22 protein-coding genes and 1 riboswitch are annotated in these 20,153 nt (G+C 60.4%); of the genes, 16 read left to right on the top strand and 6 right to left on the bottom strand.

Annotated elements, in window-relative coordinates; genetic code table 11:
• Nucleotides 1–122 precede the first annotated feature (122 nt).
• A complete protein-coding gene (locus ACFQND_RS00365; protein ID WP_371434715.1) occupies nt 123–1,091 on the top strand; it encodes a Bug family tripartite tricarboxylate transporter substrate binding protein in 969 nt (322 codons plus the stop codon).
• 22 nt (nt 1,092–1,113) lie between these two features.
• On the opposite strand, the gene ACFQND_RS00360 is transcribed toward ACFQND_RS00365, so the two are convergent.
• On the bottom strand, nt 1,114–1,935 hold the full coding sequence (locus ACFQND_RS00360; protein WP_371434716.1) for an HAD-IIB family hydrolase: 822 nt from the start codon (nt 1,933–1,935) through the stop codon (nt 1,114–1,116).
• Nucleotides 1,936–1,991: 56 nt separating this feature from the next.
• Nucleotides 1,992–2,064: riboswitch (S-adenosyl-L-homocysteine riboswitch) on the top strand.
• Nucleotides 2,065–2,163: 99 nt separating this feature from the next.
• On the opposite strand from ACFQND_RS00360, the gene ahcY reads away from it, so the two are divergent.
• From ahcY to ACFQND_RS00340, 4 genes are all read left to right on the top strand, one after another.
• A complete protein-coding gene (gene ahcY / locus ACFQND_RS00355) occupies nt 2,164–3,594 on the top strand; it encodes an adenosylhomocysteinase (protein WP_371434717.1) in 1,431 nt (476 codons plus the stop codon).
• 86 nt (nt 3,595–3,680) lie between these two features.
• The gene (locus ACFQND_RS00350; RefSeq protein ID WP_371434718.1) at nt 3,681–4,712 is read left to right on the top strand and encodes a TlyA family RNA methyltransferase; all 1,032 of its coding nucleotides are present in this window, start codon (nt 3,681–3,683) and stop codon (nt 4,710–4,712) included.
• 107 nt (nt 4,713–4,819) lie between these two features.
• Nucleotides 4,820–5,650: a methylenetetrahydrofolate reductase [NAD(P)H] gene (gene metF, locus ACFQND_RS00345; RefSeq protein WP_371434719.1), complete on the top strand. Its 831-nt coding sequence runs from the start codon at nt 4,820–4,822 to the stop codon at nt 5,648–5,650.
• Nucleotides 5,651–5,667: 17 nt separating this feature from the next.
• Entirely contained in the window at nt 5,668–6,324 is a 657-nt protein-coding gene (locus ACFQND_RS00340) for a septal ring lytic transglycosylase RlpA family protein (protein WP_371434720.1), read from the top strand.
• Nucleotides 6,325–6,387: 63 nt separating this feature from the next.
• Here ACFQND_RS00340 and ACFQND_RS00335 read toward each other — a convergent pair whose 3' ends face one another.
• Nucleotides 6,388–6,645, bottom strand: coding sequence for a hypothetical protein (locus ACFQND_RS00335; protein ID WP_371434721.1), 258 nt, complete (start codon nt 6,643–6,645; stop codon nt 6,388–6,390).
• A gap of 52 nt (nt 6,646–6,697) precedes the next feature.
• Between ACFQND_RS00335 and ACFQND_RS00330 the strand changes: the two genes are divergently transcribed.
• Nucleotides 6,698–7,192 carry an SRPBCC family protein gene (locus tag ACFQND_RS00330; RefSeq protein ID WP_371434722.1) on the top strand — a complete coding sequence of 165 codons (495 nt, stop codon included), beginning with the start codon at nt 6,698–6,700 and terminating at the stop codon, nt 7,190–7,192.
• 12 nt (nt 7,193–7,204) lie between these two features.
• On the opposite strand, the gene ACFQND_RS00325 is transcribed toward ACFQND_RS00330, so the two are convergent.
• Together ACFQND_RS00325 and ACFQND_RS00320 are read right to left on the bottom strand one after the other, a co-directional pair.
• Nucleotides 7,205–7,654: a hypothetical protein gene (locus ACFQND_RS00325; protein ID WP_371434723.1), complete on the bottom strand. Its 450-nt coding sequence runs from the start codon at nt 7,652–7,654 to the stop codon at nt 7,205–7,207.
• A gap of 77 nt (nt 7,655–7,731) precedes the next feature.
• Nucleotides 7,732–8,700, bottom strand: coding sequence for a DUF4062 domain-containing protein (locus tag ACFQND_RS00320; protein WP_371434724.1), 969 nt, complete (start codon nt 8,698–8,700; stop codon nt 7,732–7,734).
• A 353-nt stretch (nt 8,701–9,053) separates the two neighbouring features.
• Here ACFQND_RS00320 and ACFQND_RS00315 point away from each other — a divergent pair, with 353 nt between their 5' ends.
• The 4 genes from ACFQND_RS00315 (at nt 9,054) to ACFQND_RS00300 (ending at nt 12,594) form a co-directional block, all read left to right on the top strand.
• Nucleotides 9,054–9,716 carry a GbsR/MarR family transcriptional regulator gene (locus tag ACFQND_RS00315; protein WP_371434725.1) on the top strand — a complete coding sequence of 221 codons (663 nt, stop codon included), beginning with the start codon at nt 9,054–9,056 and terminating at the stop codon, nt 9,714–9,716.
• Between the two features lie 2 nt (nt 9,717–9,718).
• Entirely contained in the window at nt 9,719–11,119 is a 1,401-nt protein-coding gene (locus ACFQND_RS00310; protein WP_371434726.1) for a cytochrome ubiquinol oxidase subunit I, read from the top strand.
• Nucleotides 11,112–12,143 (top strand): cytochrome d ubiquinol oxidase subunit II, encoded by a 1,032-nt coding sequence (locus tag ACFQND_RS00305; protein WP_371434727.1) that lies wholly within the window; start codon nt 11,112–11,114, stop codon nt 12,141–12,143. Before ACFQND_RS00310 ends, ACFQND_RS00305 begins: the two co-directional genes overlap by 8 nt.
• A gap of 118 nt (nt 12,144–12,261) precedes the next feature.
• Complete coding sequence (locus tag ACFQND_RS00300; RefSeq protein ID WP_371434728.1) at nt 12,262–12,594, top strand: hypothetical protein; 333 nt, start codon at nt 12,262–12,264, stop codon at nt 12,592–12,594.
• 60 nt (nt 12,595–12,654) lie between these two features.
• On the opposite strand, the gene ACFQND_RS00295 is transcribed toward ACFQND_RS00300, so the two are convergent.
• A complete protein-coding gene (locus ACFQND_RS00295) occupies nt 12,655–14,706 on the bottom strand; it encodes a protein kinase domain-containing protein (protein WP_371434729.1) in 2,052 nt (683 codons plus the stop codon).
• A gap of 42 nt (nt 14,707–14,748) precedes the next feature.
• Complete coding sequence (locus ACFQND_RS00290; RefSeq protein ID WP_371434730.1) at nt 14,749–15,714, bottom strand: 23S rRNA (adenine(2030)-N(6))-methyltransferase RlmJ; 966 nt, start codon at nt 15,712–15,714, stop codon at nt 14,749–14,751.
• Nucleotides 15,715–15,965: 251 nt separating this feature from the next.
• Here ACFQND_RS00290 and rplM point away from each other — a divergent pair, with 251 nt between their 5' ends.
• The 6 genes from rplM to mdtD all read left to right on the top strand — a co-directional run bounded on the left by rplM (nt 15,966) and on the right by mdtD (nt 20,150).
• Nucleotides 15,966–16,394 (top strand): 50S ribosomal protein L13, encoded by a 429-nt coding sequence (gene rplM, locus ACFQND_RS00285; protein ID WP_371434731.1) that lies wholly within the window; start codon nt 15,966–15,968, stop codon nt 16,392–16,394.
• Between the two features lie 10 nt (nt 16,395–16,404).
• Nucleotides 16,405–16,797, top strand: a complete 393-nt coding sequence (gene rpsI, locus ACFQND_RS00280) for a 30S ribosomal protein S9 (protein WP_371434732.1) — start codon at nt 16,405–16,407, stop codon at nt 16,795–16,797.
• 177 nt (nt 16,798–16,974) lie between these two features.
• Nucleotides 16,975–17,685 carry a DUF6776 family protein gene (locus ACFQND_RS00275; RefSeq protein ID WP_371434733.1) on the top strand — a complete coding sequence of 237 codons (711 nt, stop codon included), beginning with the start codon at nt 16,975–16,977 and terminating at the stop codon, nt 17,683–17,685.
• A gap of 47 nt (nt 17,686–17,732) precedes the next feature.
• The gene (locus tag ACFQND_RS00270; protein WP_371434734.1) at nt 17,733–18,131 is read left to right on the top strand and encodes a bactofilin family protein; all 399 of its coding nucleotides are present in this window, start codon (nt 17,733–17,735) and stop codon (nt 18,129–18,131) included.
• Nucleotides 18,132–18,257: 126 nt separating this feature from the next.
• The gene (gene erpA, locus ACFQND_RS00265) at nt 18,258–18,623 is read left to right on the top strand and encodes an iron-sulfur cluster insertion protein ErpA (RefSeq protein WP_096698577.1); all 366 of its coding nucleotides are present in this window, start codon (nt 18,258–18,260) and stop codon (nt 18,621–18,623) included.
• A gap of 93 nt (nt 18,624–18,716) precedes the next feature.
• The gene (gene mdtD / locus ACFQND_RS00260) at nt 18,717–20,150 is read left to right on the top strand and encodes a multidrug transporter subunit MdtD (RefSeq protein WP_371434735.1); all 1,434 of its coding nucleotides are present in this window, start codon (nt 18,717–18,719) and stop codon (nt 20,148–20,150) included.
• The last annotated feature ends 3 nt before the right edge of the window (nt 20,151–20,153 follow it).

Raw genomic sequence — 20,153 nt, 5'->3', positions numbered from 1 at the left:
AGGCATAAAACACCTTTAAAACCGGCCTGGTGCGGGCCGGCAGGCCTTCAGGTGTTCCCCTGATGCGGCCCGGGGTGATGTGACGCATGATCTGGCGCTACATCACCCACCGGGAGTTTTTCATGCAACGTCGCCACCTCTTGCAAACCGCCGCCGCACTCGCCGTTCCTGCACTGGGCCAGCAGGCCTGGGCGCAAGGCAGCTTTCCGGCCAAACCCATCAAGCTGGTGATTGCCTTTCCGGCCGGCGGGCCGACGGACATCACCATGCGTTCGCTGGCGGACAATGCTTCCAAAATCCTCGGCCAGCCGGTGATTGTCGAGAACAAGCCCGGCGCCGGTGGCACCCTGCCGGCGCAGCAACTGCAAAGCGCCGTGGCTGACGGCTATACGGTGGCGCAGATTCCGCTGGGTGTGTTCCGGCTGGGTTACACCACCAAAATCAACTGGGACCCGATCAAGGACATCACTTACGTCATCAATGTCACGGGCTACGCCTTTGGCATTGTTGTGCCGGCCGACAGCCCACTGAAGAACTGGGCCGACTTTGTTGCCTACGCCAAGGCCAACCCCGGCAAGCTGACTTACGGCTCCACGGGCACGCTTACCAGCCCGCACCTGACGACCGAGCTGGTCGCACAGAAGGCCGGCATCGAGCTGCAGCATGTGCCCTACAAAGGCAGCGCCGACCTGATGCTGGCGGTGGTTGGCGGGCAGGTGATGGCGGCGGCCGACAGCACCGGTTTTGCAACGCAGGTCGAGGCGGGCAAGCTGCGCGTGCTCAACACCTGGGGCGAAAAGCGGCTGGACAAATTCCCCGGCGCGCCTACGCTCAAGGAACTGGGTTACGACATAGTGCAGAACTCGCCTTTCGGCATAGGCGCACCCAAGGGCACGCCGCCCGAAGTGGTCAGGCGGCTGCATGATGCGTTCAAAAAGGCGATGGAAGAACCCAGTTATGTGGCCGCGCTGGCCCGCTACGACATGCTGCCCAACTACCTGAGCTCGGCTGACTACACAAAATTTGCGCAGGACACCATTGGCCGCGAAAAGGTGTTGATCGACAAGCTGGGCCTGGCCAAAGGCAGCTGAGTCAAAACCGCCTGCGCGGTTTTTACGTGGAGCGTGCCGACAAAATGGCGCGCGCCACCTCGGCAAAACCCGCGCCGCGCTCGCCCTGCGTGATGTAGCGCGGCTTGTGCGCCAGCTGTGCCTCAAAACGCCGGATATTGGCCACGCCCACTGAGTGCGGGAAGGCCTCAAACATCAGCTGGTCGTTGGTTGAGTCGCCAACATAAACCCAGCGTTCCATCTCGGCATCCAGCTCGCGGCCCAGCAACTCGCGGACTATCCAGCGTGCGCCTTCGAGTTTGTTGTGCGCGCCAAACCAGCCATTGATGTGGATGGAACTGACGGTGGCATTCATGCCTTCGTTCTGCATGATCTGCACGGCGTGGGCGATGGCGGCGGGCGGCAGATGCACAAACTCGCTGTGGTCTATGGCGATGTCGGTTTCGCGCCCGGGGCTGTCTTGTGAGAGGACGGCGCCGGGCACTTCCTGCATCACACGGCGCGCCACCTGCTGCATGCGGGCGTAGTTGGCCCGCCGCATGGACTCGTCCTGTTGATACAGTTTTGATAGCTGGTTGCGCCTGTCCTGCAAGGGCTGCGGGCCTTTTTGGCTTGAAAGTAGCGCAACTGCGCCGTTTTCTGCAACGATGGCGTCCACCGGCCAGCTGAGCGCAAAAGGCTCGCTCCAGCCCACCGGCCGGCCGGTGATGGGAATGACATGCAGGCCGGCCGCTTTCAGGTCGGCCAGCGCCTGCAGTGCATCGGGCGTGATGGCGCCGTCTGTTGTCAGCGTGTCGTCGATGTCGGTGAAGACGCCGGTCACCAGGCGCCGTGCTGCGACGGGCCAGTTGTTCAGTTCTTGCATGGTGAAATTTTCGCATGCCATTTTCGGGCGCCGGCGCGCTTCGGTACAATGGCAGGCTTCCTGAGGAGCGTTGCAACCCACACCCAGTGGACCAGGCTCAGGACTTCATTGCAACCACGCTCACCCGCATGTGCTCTCAAGCCGGGTGAATGACCGAGTTCCCCCGTCCCTTGAACGCCCATGCCTGTGGCGATTTTGCCCAATTGACGTTTGATTTTGGAGAACCGTATGAGCGCCGTATTGAAGCCTTCCACCGACTACACCATTGCCGACATTTCCCTCGCCGCCTGGGGCCGCAAGGAACTGAACATCGCCCAGACCGAGATGCCCGGCCTGATGGCCATCCGCGAAGAATTCGCGAAAGCCCAGCTTTTGAAGGGCGCACGCATCACCGGCTCGCTGCACATGACGATCCAGACCGGCGTGCTGATCGAAACCCTGCAGGCACTCGGCGCCGACGTGCGCTGGGCTTCGTGCAACATTTTCTCTACGCAAGACCACGCTGCTGCCGCGATTGCCGCTGCCGGCACGCCCGTGTTTGCCATCAAGGGTGAAACCCTGGCCGACTACTGGGACTACACCCATCGCATTTTCGAATTCAACGGCGCCAAAGGCACGCCCGAAGAAGGCCCGAACATGATCCTGGACGACGGCGGCGATGCAACGTTGCTGATGCACCTGGGCACCAAGGCCGAAAAAGACGCCAGCCTGATCTCCAAGCCCACCAGCGAAGAAGAAATCTGCCTGTTCAACTCGATCAAGGCCAAGCTTGCGCAAGACCCGACCTGGTACAGCCGCCGCCTGAAAAACATCATCGGCGTGACTGAAGAAACCACCACCGGCGTGCTGCGCCTGAACGAAATGTCGGCCAAGGGCACCTTGGCCCTGCGCGCCATCAACGTGAACGACTCGGTGACCAAATCCAAGTTCGACAACCTCTACGGCTGCCGCGAATCCCTGGTTGACGCGATCAAGCGCGCCACCGACGTGATGGTGGCCGGCAAGGTCGCCTGTGTGGCCGGTTACGGCGACGTGGGCAAGGGCTCGGCCCAGGCCCTGCGTGCGCTGTCGGCCCAGGTCTGGGTGACCGAGATCGACCCGATCAACGCCCTGCAGGCCGCGATGGAAGGTTACAAGGTCGTGACCATGGAATACGCAGCCGACAAGTGCGATATTTTTGTCTCCGCCACCGGCAACAAAAACGTCATCACCTATGAGCACATGGCCAAGATGAAAGACCAGGCCATCGTTTGCAACATCGGCCATTTCGACAACGAAATCGACGTCGCTTCGCTGGAAAAATGCACCTGGGAAGAGATCAAGCCGCAAGTCGACCACGTGATCTTCCCGGACGGCAAACGCATCATCCTGCTGGCCAAGGGCCGCCTCGTGAACCTGGGTTGCGGCACGGGCCACCCCAGCTTTGTCATGTCCTCCAGCTTTGCGAATCAGACCATTGCGCAGATCGAACTGTTCACCAAACAGGCTGACTACGAAGTGGGCAAGGTTTATGTGTTGCCCAAGCACCTGGACGAAAAAGTCGCGCGCCTGCACCTCAAGAAAGTCGGCGCCATGCTGTCTGAACTCAGCGATGAGCAGGCTGCTTACATCGGCGTGTCGAAGTCCGGCCCTTACAAAGCCAACACCTACCGCTATTAATGGCTACTGCGCGGGCCGATTTCCGCCTTGCGGATTTCGGGCCGCTCGCTACGCCCTCAACGCCATAAAAGGCAGAAAACCTATCCATGCGCGCTGACCTCTTCCTCGTCGAACACGGCTTTGCCACCACCCGCTCCCAGGCCCAGCGCCTGATTGCTTCGGGGGTGCAATGGCGCGTGCTTGTCGATACCGATGTGCTGCCGGCATGGAAGCGTGTTGCCAAAAACGGCGACGAGATCCCGGACGCGGCCGAGATGGAAGTGCTCGACAACACCGAGGCCAAATACATCTCGCGCGGCGGGCTCAAGCTCGAAGGCGCACTCAAGGCTACAAAGCTGGACGTGAGCGGCCTGCGCTGCCTCGACATAGGCCAGTCCACCGGTGGATTCACGGATTGCCTGCTGCAGCACGGCGCGGCGCAGGTCGTCGGTGTCGATGTAGGCCATGGACAGCTGCATGCCACCATGCGCGACGACGCGCGTGTGGTCTGCATAGAGGGCGTGAATGCGCGCTCGCTGACTGCAGACGATCTGGCCGAACACTATCGCCGTGCACTGCACCTGAAAAATGGCGGTGAAGAGGGTGATGAAGACTTTGACGATGAAGCGCCGGAAAGCGATGAAGAAGCCTTCAACCCGCTTTTTGACTTCCTCACCGGCGACCTGTCCTTTATCTCATTGACGCTGGTCTTGCCTGCCGTTGCGCGCCTGCTGAAGGCCGACGGCCATCTGCTGATGCTGGTCAAGCCGCAGTTCGAACTGCAGCCCGGCCAGATAGGCAAGGGCGGCATTGTGCGCGACCCTGTGCATTTTGAGTTTGTCGAAAAACGTTTGCGCGACACCTGCGCCCAGGTCGGTGTTGACGTGCTGGGCTGGATGGAATCCGCCATTGAAGGCGGCGACGGCAACCGCGAGTTTTTCATACACGGCAAAAAGCAGCACAACGTCGCCGCTGAAGACCAGCCGCTGGTCGCAGCGCCATCGCGCAACCTTGTCAAACGCACGCCGCGCAGCGAGTTGCGCGCCAGGCATGCGGCGCACGAGGATTCGGAAGAGGCGCACGCCGGCCAGCATGGGCCGGCCAGGGCCAAGCGCCGCCACAACCCGGACGAAGATTGAAAAAAACAGACCGTTCTGCCTGAGCCCGTCGAAGGCTTCGACAGCGTTTCGACAAGCCCAACGCGAACGGATTCCTGCAAGAGTTGTTATCGAAAAGTGGATGCCAGATGAGTATGCCCATCAGCTTTGAATTTTTCCCGCCCAAGACGCCTGAAGGCGCGGCCAAACTGCGCGTGACGCGCCAGGCGCTGTACGCCTTCAAGCCCGAGTTCTGCTCCGTCACCTTTGGCGCAGGCGGCTCCACGCAAGAAGGCACCTTTGGCACCGTCGGCGAAATCCTGCAAGAGGGCGTTGACGCCGCCAGCCATTTCTCCTGCGTGGGCGCCACCAAGGACACCGTGCGCCAGCAGCTCGCAACCCTGCGCGCCATGGGCGTCAAGCGCCTGGTGGCCTTGCGCGGCGATTTGCCCAGCGGCTACGGCGCGGGCGGCGAGTTTCATTACGCCAGCGACCTGGTGGCCTTTATCCGGGCCGAGACCGGTAACGCCTTCCACATAGAAGTCGCTGCCTACCCGGAAATCCACCCACAGGCCAAATCCGCCGACGCCGACCTGCAGGCCTATGTGACCAAGGTCAAGGCCGGTGCCAATTCGGCCATCACCCAGTATTTCTTCAATGCCGACGCCTACTTCCGGTTTGTGGACGACTCGGCCAAGCTGGGCGCCGATGTGCCGGTGGTGCCCGGCATCATGCCGATTACCAGCTCGACGCAGCTGATGCGTTTCAGCGATGCCTGCGGTGCCGAGATTCCGCGCTGGATCCGCTTGCGCCTGCAAGGCTACGGCGACGACACCGCGTCCATCAAGAGTTTTGGACTGGATGTGATCACCGACCTGTGCGAGCAACTGCGCACGGCCGGTGTGCCGGGAATTCATTTCTACACCATGAACCAGGCGGCGGCGACCTCCGAGATCATCCAGCGACTGCAGCTGGCCTGAACCAGACAGGGGCCGGCATGATGATGAAACAAGGTGTCATCCGGCGGGCCTCCAGCCTCGTACTCGGCCTCGCCCTGCTGGCCTGGCTGGCCGCTTGTACCACCGCGCCGCCATCGCCTGAAACACCGGCAACAGGCCCTGCGGCAAGCCGCGCCCCTGCCAAAGCGCCGGCCAAACCGGTTGCCAAATCTGCCGCCTCCACCGGGGCTGCCGAAGCGGCGAGCATGCCCGAGGCCGATTCGCCAGACGATTTTCCGCGGCCGGCACTGCTGGCGGGCGAACCCGCGCGCGAGTTCGAGCGCGGCGGCGCCTCCTGGTACGGCCCGGGCTTTCATGGCAAGCGCACCGCCAGCGGCGAGCGTTACGACATGCACGCCTTCACGGCCGCGCACCGCACCTTGCCCTTTGGCACCATGGTGCGGGTGCACAGCCTGGTCAACGGCCGCGACGTGGACGTACGCATCACCGACCGCGGCCCCTTCAGCCGCAACCGCGTGATTGACGTGAGCCGCGCCGCTGCTGAAGAGCTGGGCATGCTGGGCCTGGGTTTCAAGGAAGTCGTGCTGCTGGTGCCTGAGTCCACACCCGAGGTGGTGGAGTCCCTGCCGTCGCCGCCGGTCAAAAAAGCCCGGCGGGCCAGGCCTTCGCCCAAGCCAAAAACCAAAGCCCGGTAAGGTTTTGCTACTTAATTGATAGCTGGTCACGCAAGCAGCGCGGCGGCCATGGGCCTAAAACGTTCATAAAACGGCTAAATCCAGGGCTCCAGGGGCAGTTTTTGCCGTTTCAAGCCGTTTTGGAGTGGTTTTGATGCGTTTTTGAGTGCCAAAAATGCCTGAAGCCCAATAGCTATGCGCGCAACCAGCTATTAAATAAATAGCGTTTATGCGTCTGCCTTTCAGGCCGGAATGCATAAAAATCAGGTACTTTCTGCAGATTGAACGCCAGCGTGTCGAGAACGCCGCGCCTGCTTCGTCGTACAGATAAGCGGCCTGCAAGTGGGCATGGCCGCCGAGTCAGTTAAATACTACCAACCCGAAGGAGAACGCCATGACGACCCCAAGCCCCGCCGCGCCGGCTTCCGACCGCGAGCTTGTACTCACCCGCCTGATAGACGCCCCGCGCGAAAAAGTCTTCAAGGCCTGGACCACGCCCGAGCTGCTGGTGCAGTGGTTCACTCCCAAGCCCTGGCAGACCGTGCGCGCCGAGGTCGATGTGCGCCCCGGCGGCGCCAGCCTGGTCGTGATGCGCGGCCCCGACGGCACCGAGTTCCCGAATCGCGGTGTGTATCTTGAAGTGGTGCCCAACAAACGCCTGGTGTTTACCGACGCATTCACCGAAGCCTGGAAGCCGTCAGAAAAACCCTTCATGACGGGCGTGCTGACCTTCGAGGACGAAGGCGGCAAAACCCGCTACACCGCCCGCGTGCTGCATTGGACGGTGGCCGACCGCGAGGCGCATGAAAAGATGGGTTTTCATGAAGGCTGGGGCAAGGCTACCGACCAACTGGCTGAGTTGATTGGTGCGCCTAGGCCTACGGCTTGAGCGTTTTATCTTCTAGATCGCACTTGCCGACTCTTCATAGTAGAACCCCACATCAAGGCCGACTTTGTGGTGTGCGAGGAGCTCCGCCAGTGCGGATGAAATGAAGGGGCCACCTCCTGTTCCCTGGCCTCCCCAGTAGAAAGCCAATGAAGAATCAAGGCCTTGATTCTTCGCGTCGGCTAGCAGAACGCCAGGCTTGAGTTGCGAAAACAGCCAGGACACGTGAACGAGTGGATCGCTCTCGTCGGCGCTTACCCCTTCCCGCGAATCCACGTACCACGCGTATCTGGGCAGGTCGCTTCTTGTGACGAAGCCTGCGATACGCATGCGTTGCGCTCGTGCCAGGTTTACCGGTGACTGGTTGTCTTCCTGGTCAAGCGCCTCAATGGCAGCAGGAGGCAATATTGCCGACAGCACGTCCCTCTTATCCGAGCGCAGGAATAAAGTGCAGTAGTAGGTCATCGCGTTTGCGTGCGGTCTAACGTTGAAGTTGAGCCGAGGACTCAGGCTTGTCGAAGGACGTCAGTTCGAACGACCGGTTATACGGCACTCGCGCTTCCCGACTTGAACTCTAGCGTTTTGGAAAGCTCAAGCGCAAGACGAGAGTCCGCTTCGTAGTGCACGGCCTCCCCCAGAACACTCGCCGCCGCAGAAATATTCGGATAGTCCGTATGAGGACGAAAACGAGCCCGCACGCTGTCGATTTTCTTGCTGGAGAAATGCATCTTCATATATCCATCGAGGACATCACCCTTAGCAATCGGCAGAAGTTCAGTGGCGTGCTTGGCACTGATGTAAAGGTCAGGAAGGTCGCTGGATTCAATCCCTTTGGGTTCCAGTACGGATATGGGTAAGCCTACCGTCCCGCCGAACTCCAGGTTGAATGCTTGGCAAACTACACGTGACGCTGGGTACGGGCGCCCTTCTACATGCAAACGGAGACGTATCTCTGTTCCGGCCACAGCCTTAGGGAGCAACATGAAAGTCTTGAGTCGAGCGGCTGAGAACGAAAACTCATCTGGATTTGACTCAATTCCCCCGCGCGGTGAAATGTGCCGCTCCAGGTCGCGCTTCACCTTGGCAACAAGATCCGCCTCATTGGTGTAGGTTTCAATGGTGTGCCGTTCCCGAAGGATGCTCTTGAAAGAGTCCAACTTTTCCTGGGACTCCCCTCGATCAATAAATCTGACCGGCACGAGAGCGTTCTCCTCATCGACGAGGTAAATGAATACCTTCTTGGACAAGGCAATGGCGCGCTCGTACTCAAGCTGTGTGTAAGACTTACCCGAGGTTGGTTCAATTGAGCCCAACCGAAAGGACATGACACCGACGTATATGTCCGATTGGTCGACTTCGATCAGACATGTTTGTAGTGGCGTTTCCGTCCTAGCGCCGAACTGCTCCATGCCGCGGACGGTAACGTCGAATTTTGCGAGCATGTCCCAAATCGCCTTCCGGTGAGTCTGCAGGTCAACGAATGTGGATGAGACAAAGACAGTGCGAGTCATGAAAGTATTGGTGACGTATGACGTAATGTAGACCGCAGCCGCTGCGGCATAGAAATGCCGCTGCGGTATAAGCTGGCGCTGAGTAAATCAGCTAAGTTATTGTTCCTCAAAGAATTTTCTGATTTCACTTCTGCCTCCAGCTAAATAATTTACCGGCAAACTTCGCACAGCCCTCGAGTTTAGGTGCTGCTCCCGCGATGGACCTTCTCTGCCGGGTAGGTGCTTTCCCCGTTTTTGGACTGAGACCGCAATAGCCTCACGCCATGGTGCGACAAGCATTCATAGCTGGCGCAATCATCTTTTGATTACTATACTTTCAGTAACTCCTGAAAATTCAGTAAACACGAGCTGCCATGAACCTAGCCCCCCTGACCCAGCGTTTTGTCCTCCATTTCGGAGAAATGGGCAGTCGATGGGGCATTAACCGCACCGTTGGCCAGATTTACGCGCTCTTGTATGTTTCGCCGCGCGCCCTGAATGCCGACGATATTGGCGAGGCACTGGGGTTTTCGCGCTCCAACGTGAGCATGGGGCTGAAAGAACTGCAATCCTGGAACCTGGTTCGGCTGCAGCATTTGCCCAATGACAGGCGCGAGTATTTCCAGGCGCCTGAAGACGTCTGGGCCATCTTTCGCACGCTGGCCGAGGAGCGGCGCAAGCGCGAGATCGACCCGACTCTGTCGATGCTGCGCGATGCGCTGATGGAGCAGCCGGCGCACGAGGATGACATCCACGCCCAGGCGCGCATGAAACAAATGCACGATTTGATAGAGCTCATGACGGGCTGGCTGGCCGATGTGCAGAAGATGGATTCGGCCACCCTGGTCAGCCTGATGAAGATGGGCGCCAAGGTGGCCAAGCTGCTGGAGGTCAAGGACAAGCTGACGGGCAGGGTCGTTGCCGGTTTGACAGGCAGGCCGACACAAGACACCATGGCGGCTCAACCATCGGGTGTTGCCGATCACAAACCTGCTGGCCGAATCTTCGATAACACGAACGATAAAGAGGGGAACTGACCATGGAAGGCCTTGATGGATTCCTGTTGGCGCGTATTCAATTTGCGGCCAACATCACTTTTCACATCCTGTTTCCGACCATCAGCATCTCGCTGGGTTGGGTGTTGCTGTTTTTCAAGCTGCGTTTTGTCAAGACCGGGCAACAGCACTGGATGGATGCCTACCAGTTCTGGGTGAAGATTTTTGCGCTGACCTTTGCGCTGGGCGTGGTCAGCGGCATCACCATGAGTTTCCAGTTCGGCACCAACTGGCCGGGCTTTATGGAAACCGTGGGCAACATCGCCGGGCCTCTGCTGGCCTATGAGGTGCTCACGGCATTTTTCCTGGAAGCGACCATGCTGGGCGTGATGCTGTTCGGGCGGTCGCGTGTCAGTGAAACCACACACACGGTGGCAACCTGGCTGGTGGCCGGCGGCACGACACTCTCGGCATTCTGGATTCTGGCGCTCAACTCCTGGATGCAGACGCCGGCCGGCTTTGAGATGATCAACGGCCAGGCCCATGTAACGAGCTGGTTCGAGGTGATCTTCAACCCCTCGTTTCCCTACCGCCTGGTGCACATGCTGCTGGCCTCGGGGCTGACGGTGGCTTTCCTGGTGGCTGGTATATCGGCCTACCGCTGGTTGCGCCAGGACCGCGGTGCCGATGTGATGGCCAGCCTGAAAACCGGTGTCTACCTGGCCGCGGTGCTGATTCCCCTGCAGATTGTGGCGGGCGACCTGCATGGCCTGAACACCCTGGAACACCAGCCGGCCAAGCTGGCCGCGATGGAGGGCATCTGGAAGACCGAAAAAGGCGTGCCCGCCGTGCTGATTGCCTGGCCGGACGAAAAAGCCAAAACCAACCGTTATGAAATCGCCATCCCGAAACTCGCCTCGCTGTACCTCACCCACAGCTGGGACGGCGAGGTCAAGGGCCTGGACCAGTTTGAAGGCGAACACCCGCCGGTGGCGCCGGTGTTCTGGGCCTTTCGCATCATGGTCGGTGTCGGCCTGCTGATGCTGGCCGTGAGCTGGGCCACAAGCTTTCAACTGGCGCCCTGGAAAAAAGGCCAGACCCGCGACCTGACGGTTTGGCATGCCCGGGTGCTGGTGGCCATGACGTTTGCCGGCTGGGTGGCGCTGATCGCCGGCTGGTATGTGACCGAGATAGGGCGCCAGCCCTGGCTGGTAAGCGGTGTGCTGACGGCGGCCGATGCGGCCTCCAGGGTGCCGGCGCCGACGATTGCGTTCTCGCTTGTCCTGTACCTGGCGCTGTACCTGTCGCTGCTGGTGGCCTACATCACCGTGGTGTTTTACCTGGCGCGCCCCAAACCGCAGGACGGAAAACCCCGGGGAGAGCGGCTGGAAGACCAGCTCAATGTCGTGAACTACCCTGAAAAGAAAGGAGCCTCCCATGCTTGACCTTGCCCCCGATCTGACGCAGGCCGCTGGCTGGATGCCGATTGTCTTTCTCGTGGTCATGGGCCTGGCGATGCTGGCCTATGTGATCCTGGACGGCTACGACCTGGGCGTGGGTGTGCTGATGCGCCGCGCCAGCGACGACGACAAGGACACCATGGTGGCCAGCATTGGCCCGTTCTGGGATGCCAATGAAACCTGGCTGGTGCTGGGTGTGGGTGTTTTGCTCACGGTGTTTCACAAGGGTTACGGCATCATCCTGGGCGCGCTGTATGTGCCGGTGGCCCTGATGCTGATAGGCCTGATGCTGCGCGGTGTGGCCTTTGACTTCCGGGTGAAGGCGCATGCGGCGCACAAGCCCTTGTGGAACCGGCTGTTCTACAGCGGCTCGCTGCTGGCCGGCTGGTCGCAGGGCTATATGCTGGGCGCGCTGATCACCGGTTTTGCCTCCGGCGCCTGGAACATCGTGTTCAATGCCGTGATAGGCGCGGCGCTGGTGGCGGCTTATTGCCTGCTGGGCGCGGGCTGGCTGATCATGAAAACCGAAGGCGAGCTTCAATTGCGGGCAGTGCGCTGGGCGCGCGGCAGCCTGTGGTTCACCATGGCCGGCATCGCCGCGATTTCGATTGCCACGCCGCTGGTCAGCCCCAGCATTTTTGGCAAGTGGTTCTCCTTCCCGAACATCGTGCTGTTGCTGCCTATCCCGGCGGCCACCGCGGTGCTCTTCTGGATCATCTACCGCAGCCTGCACCGTTTGCCGGTGCGGCTGGCGCAGGGCAACGAGTACGGCGTCTGGGTGCCGTTCGGTTCAACCGTGGGTGTGTTTTTGCTGGCGTTTTACGGCCTGGCCTACAGCATCTTCCCGTGGCTGGTGATAGACAAGTTGACGATCTGGCAGTCGGCCTCAGCGCCCGAGTCCATGGGTGTCATCCTGGTCGGGGCGCTGGTGGTGTTGCCGGTGATCATCGGCTACACCATCTTTGCCTACCGGGTGTTCTGGGGCAAGAGCACAGCCCTCAAGTATTAAACAGGCTCCTGGCCCGACTCATCCCTGAACTTCCGCCCGGGCGCTAGGGTGTTTAGCCGGGTAGCCAGTTTCGGGTTCGTTACTGTAAAATTGGGGCATCCACCATCCAGTAGCTAACATGAGACGGCAGAGTAAATACGACGCATCCCTGCAGGCAGCACCTGGTTTGACAGACGAAGAGCGAAAGGCCGCTGAGGAGAAATTCCTGGAACTGCTGGAACGTGTTTTCGGCAGTGCCTCCAAAGTGCGGGGCGCCTACTGCGAATGCGTGGCCGTGCGTTCGCTGCGCGTGGAAAACCCGTGGAGCACCACCACACCGGAAGAGGTCCAGGCCGTCACCCTCTGGGAAAAAGCGGCTGAAAAAGCGACCCGGCTGGTTTTCAGCCAGATGAAGATTCCCCCCGGCGATGCATTCTTCGAGCTCCATGTGTGGAACTCCCGGACCAACTGAGCGCTTGCTGCCGGTTGCCCGTCACGGGCTTTATTTTTCTCTTTTTCTGTTTCCTGTCTTTCAGCCGGCCAGCGCGAGGTCTTCCAGCAGGTCGGCCGCTGACGCGTAGCGCACAGCCAGGTCCTTGTGCATCAGTTTGTTGACGATGGCCTGCAGGTGCGCGTGCGCTGCAGGCAGCGCCGGTGTGTCGGCATGCAGGTGCTTGGCCAGCAGCAGCTCCAGCGACTCGGCAATAAAAGGCCGTTTGCCCGCCAGCATTTCAAACATCATCACCCCCAGGCTGTAGAGGTCTGACTGGGTGGTGGTGAGCCTGCCGCCGGCCTGCTCGGGGCTGAGGTAATAGGGCGTTCCCACCACGTCGCCATGCCGCGTCTGCGTCAGGCCCAGGCTCTCGGCCTCGCGCATGGACTTGGCGATGCCGAAGTCCGCCAGCGCCACGCTGCCGTCCACGCGCAGCATGATGTTTTCGGGTTTGATGTCGCGGTGCACGATGCCGCTGGCATGGATCGCCTGCAGCGCCTGGGCAATCTCGCGGATGACCGTGAGCGCCCGCTGCTCCGTCATCTCGGGCCCGAACAGCCTGCGCAGGTCGCCGCGCTCGAAGTACTCCATGGCGATATAGGCGTGTTCGTCGGTAAAGCCCTGGTCATAGATGCGGATGACATGCGGGTGCTGGATCCCTGAGAGCAGCGCGTACTCCTGGATGAAGCGGACCAGGTGCTGCGAGGCGTCCTTGCCGCGCGAGTCCAGTATCTTGAGCACGATGGGCAGGCCGTCCTTTTCACGTTCGGCCAGGTAGACCTCGGTCATGCCGCCGGAGCCGATTTTTTCGGTGATGCGGTAGCCCTTCAGGCGCACCGTGGCGGTGGCCGGGTCAAAGCCCTGCGCCTTGAGGGCCGCCAGCTTGGAGTCCAGCGCACTTTTGACTGCGCGTGCCGTGATGGCCGAATTGGCCTTGACGGCCTCGCTGATTTCCTGTGCCCGCTCGCTCAGGGTGGCCATGCCATGCACCCTGTCGGCCACGGTCGTGACGAGGCCGGTGACCTCCAGCACATCCACCACCAGGTCCTTGCCGCGCACTGCCAGTGATGTGCTGGAACCGGTCAGGATGCCGTCGCCCGCCTTGAGCAGCACGGCGGTGCTGGCGACCACGGTCCAGCCCAGCTCCTTGCTGGCGGTTTCAAGGCGTGCCGCGGTATTGACGGTGTCGCCTATGGGCGCAGTTTCCCTGCTTTGCACGGTGCCCAATTGGCACAGGGTGACTTCGCCGCAGTGCAGGCCCACGCCTATGGCAAAAGGCGGCAGGCCGCGCCCGGGGTAGCGCTGCTCCAGCCAGGCGCGGAATTCATGCGCGGCGAGCGCCATGGCCAGCGCGGCAGACACGGCGCGTCGCGCGGCCGGCAGCGGCGAGCCCTGGCTGGTGTCGGTGAACACGGCCATCAGCCCGTCGCCAATGAATTTGACGTGGAGGCCGCCGTTTTTCAGCAGGGGCTGGCAGGCTCGCTCAAAGTATTCGGTGAGCAGTTCTGCGACTTCAACCGAGCCGAGTTTTTCCGCCAGAGACGTGAAGTTTCGGATATCCGAAAACAGCACGGTCGCATCGGCCAGCTGTTCGGTCGTGGCGCCTTCCGGCACATCGACCATGAAGGTCTGCGGCATGCCGCCGTCCATGCTGTGGGAAAAAGCTGCGCGCAGGCGTTCCTCGCCGGCTGCCAGCTCGGTCTGTATGGCTTGCTCGACCAGGCCACGCTTGCGCATCTGGGCGTTGACGGCATCGAGCAGTTCGTTGCGCGTGAAAGGTTTGGAGAGGTAATCATCGGCGCCGGTCGTCATGCCGCGGCGCATGTTCTCGCGGTCGTCCAGGGCGGTCAGCAGCATGAGTGGTGTGGTGGCCAGCGCCTTGTCGGCGCGTATGGCGGCCAGCAGCTCAAACCCGTTCATGCCGGGCATGCTCACGTCGGAGATGATCAGGTCCGGCTTGAAGGCCTGGGCCCGCTCCAGGCCGGCGGTGCCGTCGGGGGCCGAGATGGTGTCAAAGCCCTCGAGCTTGAGCAGGCGGACGATGTTGCTGCGGATCGCGTCATCGTCTTCAACAATGAGTATGGTGCTCATGCAAGCCTGCCCGGTAAAAGCGCCCGCGTCGTGGCCAGTCGCTCAGCCGCCGTGGTCCAGCGTGAAGCCCGCGTTGCGGTCCTGGCCCAGCAGGGCCACCATTTGCGGCAGGGCGGCTTGCAACCCTGCTTTCAGCGTGTGCGGCGGGTTGATGACAAACATGCCGCTGGCAGGCAGGCCCGGGCGAACCACTTCACCCTCGGTATCTGTCGTCAACTTGCTTGATTTGACCGTTAAAACCGCATTCAGCCAGCTCCTGCCGGCCTTGACGGCCAGGGTTTTGAGTTTGCGGGGCAGGTCGTGGGCTTCGGGCCGCGGGATGACGGGGTACCAGACCACATAAGTCCCGGTGGCAAACCGCTTGATGGCATCCGCCATGCAGGCCGTGACACGGGCGTAGTCCGACTTCATTTCGTAGCTCGGGTCGCATAGCACCATGGCGCGGCGGGCGGGCGGCGGCAAAAAGGTCTTGAGGGCTTCAAAACCGTCTTCGCGGGCGACCGACACCTGGCGGCCCACGCCGAGCTGCTCGATGTTGCCCGTCAGCGACTTGTAGTCCGTCGGGTGCAATTCAAACAGCTTGAGCTTGTCGCGGCCGCTCAAAAACTGCTGCTCGATAAAGGGCGAACCGGGGTAGATCTTCAGGTGCGCCGGGTTGCCGGTTTCTGCAAATTGCGGGTTCAGGGCGCGCAACACATCGACATAGTCCTGCAATGCCGGCGCGAGGGTATCCGTGGGTGCTACTGTTTTTGTAGCTGGTTGCGCACGTTTGACGGCGGCCGCAGGCACTTTGGGCTCCAAAAACAGCCTGAAAACACCGTCTTTGGCTTCCCCGCTGGTTTCTGTGTAGTCGCCGTCCAGGCGGTACAGGCCGGCGCCAGCGTGGGTGTCGATCACGGTCAGTGCCGTGTCTTTTTGGGTCAAATACTTCATCAACGCGATCAGCGTGGTGTGCTTGAGCACATCGGCGTGGTTGCCGGCGTGAAAGGCGTGGCGATAAGAAAACATGGGCTCATGGTAACTGTTTGCCACTACCCCTGGCAGCCGGCGGGGGTCTTGCTGTCAGGCCCAAAACAGGAAAATTGACGCAAGCCCTTGATTTTTCATATAATCGAGGGCTTCGCAGCGCCTATGTGGTTCCGCGGCGGAGTACGGCAATGGAGTCATTCACTGCCAGATTTACTACCTAAGAGGTTCTCATCAGAAGAACGCCGACCGTAGAAAAGAACCCGACAAACCCTTTTGAAAAAGAGAAACTCATGAAAACCTTCAGCGCAAAACCCGCTGACGTGACGCACGAGTGGTTTGTGATTGACGCGACCGACAAGGTCCTCGGACGAGTAGCCAGCGAAGTTGCTCTCCGTTTGCGCGGCAAACACAAGGCCATTTACACGCCTCACGTCGATACCGGTGACTTCATCGTCATCATCAATGCAGCCCAGCTGCGCGTTACCGGCGCCAAGGCGCTGGACAAGATCTACTATCGCCATTCCGGTTATCCAGGCGGCATCACTGCCACCAATTTCCGTGACATGCAAGCCAAGCACCCTGGCCGCGCTTTGGAAAAAGCCGTCAAGGGCATGCTGCCAAAAGGCCCGCTCGGCTACGCCATGATCAAGAAACTCAAGGTGTACGGTGGTGCAGAGCATCCGCATACCGCCCAACAGCCTAAAGTGCTGGACATCTAAGGAGCTATTGATGATTGGTGAATGGAACAATGGCACCGGCCGTCGCAAATCCAGCGTCGCCCGCGTGTTTATCAAAAAAGGCACCGGCAAGATCACGGTCAACGACAAGGACATTCAAGCGTTCTTCGGTCGCCAGACCTCGATCATGATCGTGCGTCAGCCCCTGTTTCTGACGAACCACGTCGAGACGTTTGACATCATGGTCAACGTCCACGGCGGCGGCGAGTCCGGCCAGGCCGGCGCGATCCGCCACGGCATTACCCGTGCGCTGATCGACTATGACACCACACTCAAGCCGGCACTGAGCCAGGCTGGTTTTGTAACGCGTGATGCACGTGAAGTCGAACGTAAAAAAGTCGGCTTCCGTTCAGCTCGCCGTCGCAAGCAGTTCAGCAAGCGTTAATTCGTTTTTGCTGCCGAAAAAAGCCGCCGCGGTTCACGCCAGGCGGCTTTTTTCATGGTGCCTGCAAAGCGGGGCCCGCCTTGCCGCGCGGTTACCGTGCTTTACCCAATGCGTCCGGGGCGCGCCTGTTTTGCGTGCACAATGCTTTTCCTTCGTTGAAAAACCGCAGAACCTCTTTTGAAATTCCGCCTCTTTCGCCGTCGCCTGACCATCAGCTCCCCCCGCATGTCCGTACGCAGCGCCTTGCCCTGGCCCGTGCGCTGGATACTGGGTGCCGTCATGCTGGGCTTTTCAGCGGCCATTGCCTTGTGGGCCTTCGAGTTCGGCAAGGGCATTGCCGGCCTGGACACCAATGCCAAGCAGGAGCTGCAGCTGCTGCGCGCGGAAGTCAGCGTTTTGCGCGCGGACCGCGAAAGGGCGCAATCGATTGCCAACACCTCGGGCAGCCTGCTCACGGCTGAAAAAGCCGCCCAGGAAAAGATGGCCGCCCAGATCCGCCAGCTGGAATCCGACAACCTGCTGCTGCGCGACGATCTCGGATTTTTTGAAAAACTCCTGCCGGCCGGCGGCGCGGACGGTGTGTCCATACGCAGCCTGCAGGCCGAGCTGCTGTCCAATACGCAGCTCAAGTGGCAGGTGCTGGTGATCCAGCCGGTCAAGGGCGCACCCGACTTCAACGGCAAGCTGGACATGACGGTGAACGGAACCCTGGCGGGCAAGCCCTGGACGGCCAATTTGCCGGGTGGGGCACAAAGCTTGCAGCTCAAGCAATACCGGCGGATTGAAGGCATTCTCGACCTGCCTCCCCAAGCCGTGGTACAAACTGTTACAGCTAAAGTCCTGGAAGGCGCGGCCATCCGCTCCGTCCAGACCTTCAAGCTAAAGTGAACCTGCGGTCTTTGAATCCGCGATCTTTTTTAGGACAGGATTGACATATGTTCGGCAAGAAAAAGCAGCCTCCCATCAAAAGCCTGATTGCCCAGGGCACCTGCATTGAGGGCAACCTCAAGTTCACGGACGGCCTGCGTATTGACGGCGAGGTGATTGGCGATATTTGTGCCGGCGAGGGCATTTCCAGCATTCTGGTCATCAGCGAATCCGCCAGCGTGACCGGCCGCATTCATGCCGACCACGTCATCATCAATGGCCGTGTGATGGGCCCGGTCCATGCCTCCGAGTTGCTGGAGTTGCAGCCCAAAGCCAAAATTGAAGGTGATGTGTCCTACAAGGCCCTTGAAATGCACCAGGGTGCGGTCATCTTTGGGCAGCTGCGGCCGACCAGCCAGGAAATGGAAGAAAAGCCGGTTTTAAAGCTGGCTGCCAACAATATCTGAGTGCTGTAAGGCCAAAGCTGGAGAGTGAGTACTGGCAATGCCGGGCCCATTGAAAACATGTGGGCGATATGGTTGATCGATTTGCTGTACTATTTACCGGTCAAGCTTGAATAAACGGAGTTCCCCATGAGCGCAGTTGCCGAAAACATCCAGACCGAAATGCCCGCACCTTTTGTCTTTACCGACAGTGCTGCGGCCAAAGTGGCTGACCTGATCGCCGAAGAAGGCAATCCGGACCTGAAGCTGCGCGTGTTCGTGCAGGGTGGCGGCTGCTCCGGTTTCCAGTACGGGTTTACCTTTGACGAGATCACCAACGAAGACGACACGACCATGACCAAAAATGGTGTGTCCCTGCTGATCGACGCCATGAGTTACCAGTACCTGGTCGGTGCCGAAATCGATTACAAGGACGACCTTGAAGGCGCCCAGTTCGTTATCAAAAACCCCAACGCCACCAGCACCTGCGGCTGCGGTTCCAGCTTCTCAGCCTGAGCCCCAACGCAGACCTGTCCTGAAAGCCGCCCCTGAGGCGGCTTTTTGTTGTCTGAGCCCCGCATATCAGCGCAAGACCTGAGTATTGGAAAAATGCCGATGGCCTCCCAAACCGACGAAAAATCACTGCGCATGTTGCTTTGGCTGGTCGCCATAGGGTTTTTCATGCAGACGCTGGATGCCACCATCGTCAACACGGCCTTGCCGGCCATGGCCAAAAGTTTTGGTGAAAGCCCGCTGCGCATGCAGTCGGTGGTGGTGGCGTATTCCCTGACCATGGCCATGCTGATTCCCGCCTCCGGCTGGGTTGCCGATCGTTTTGGCGCCCGGCGGGTGTACATGGCGGCCATCTCGCTGTTTGTGATCGGCTCCATTGCCTGCGCGCTGTCGGGCAACCTGAGCCAACTGGTGGCTGCGCGTGTGGTGCAGGGCATGGGCGGTGCCATGTTGCTGCCGGTGGGGCGGCTGGCGGTGCTGCGGGCCTATCCGCGCGAGCGTTTCCTGCAGGCCATGAGTTTTATTGCGATTCCCGGCCTTGTCGGCCCGATGATCGGCCCCACGCTGGGCGGCTGGCTGGTCGAAGTGGCCACCTGGCATTGGGTGTTTCTCATCAATATCCCGGTCGGCCTGCTCGGTTGTGTGGCCACGGTGTTTTACATGGAGGACAACCCCCGGCCGGACACGCCGCGCTTTGACCTGGCGGGTTACCTGATGCTGGCGTTTGGCATGGTGTCTATATCGCTGGCAGTGGACGGTTTGTCGGGGCTGGGCCTCAAGCAGGCCAGTGTGCTGGTTTTGCTGGTGTTCGGCATGGCCAGCCTGGCGGCCTACTGGCTGCACGCGGCCAAGCGGCCGGACCCGCTTTTTTCACCGCATCTTTTTTCCGTTCCCACACTCAGCATTGGTTTGTTGGGCAACCTTTTCTCGCGCCTGGGCAGCTCCTGCATGCCCTTTCTGGTGCCCCTGCTGCTGCAGCTCAGCCTGGGTTATTCGCCCATGCAGGCCGGCATGATGATGGTGCCGGTGGCCATGGCGAGCATGCTGGTCAAACGCTTTGCGACACCGCTGATCACGCGATACGGCTACCGCAAGGTGCTGGTCACCAACACCATGCTGGTGGGGCTGGCGATGGCAAGCTTTGCCTTTGTTGCGCCTTCCCAGCCCTTGTGGCTGCACATACTGCAGCTGGGCCTGTTCGGTGCAGTCAACTCCATGCAGTTCACCGCCATGAACACGGTCACCCTGCGCGACCTGGATGGCAGCATGGCCAGCAGTGGCAATAGCCTGCTGTCCATGGTGCAGATGCTGGCTATGAGCATGGGTGTCGCGGCGGCAGGTGCCGTGCTGGCGGCCTTTACCGGCTTTTTCGGCAATGCTGAGGCGCTGCAGACACTGCATTCATTTCAGGCGACCTTTGCCTGCATGGGCCTGATGACGCTCGCCTCTGCAGGGATTTTCTGGCAGCTTTCGCCGGAGGTGCGGGTGGTCAAAAAGGCTGAGTCCGCCGAGGCTGCCGGCCAGGGTTAGGCG

The sequence above is a fragment of the Polaromonas aquatica genome, assembly GCF_042659145.1.
GTDB lineage: Bacteria > Pseudomonadota > Gammaproteobacteria > Burkholderiales > Burkholderiaceae_C > Polaromonas > Polaromonas aquatica.
The sequence above is the reverse complement of the archived record's forward strand: the minus strand, read 5'-3'. Positions and strand labels throughout refer to the sequence as shown.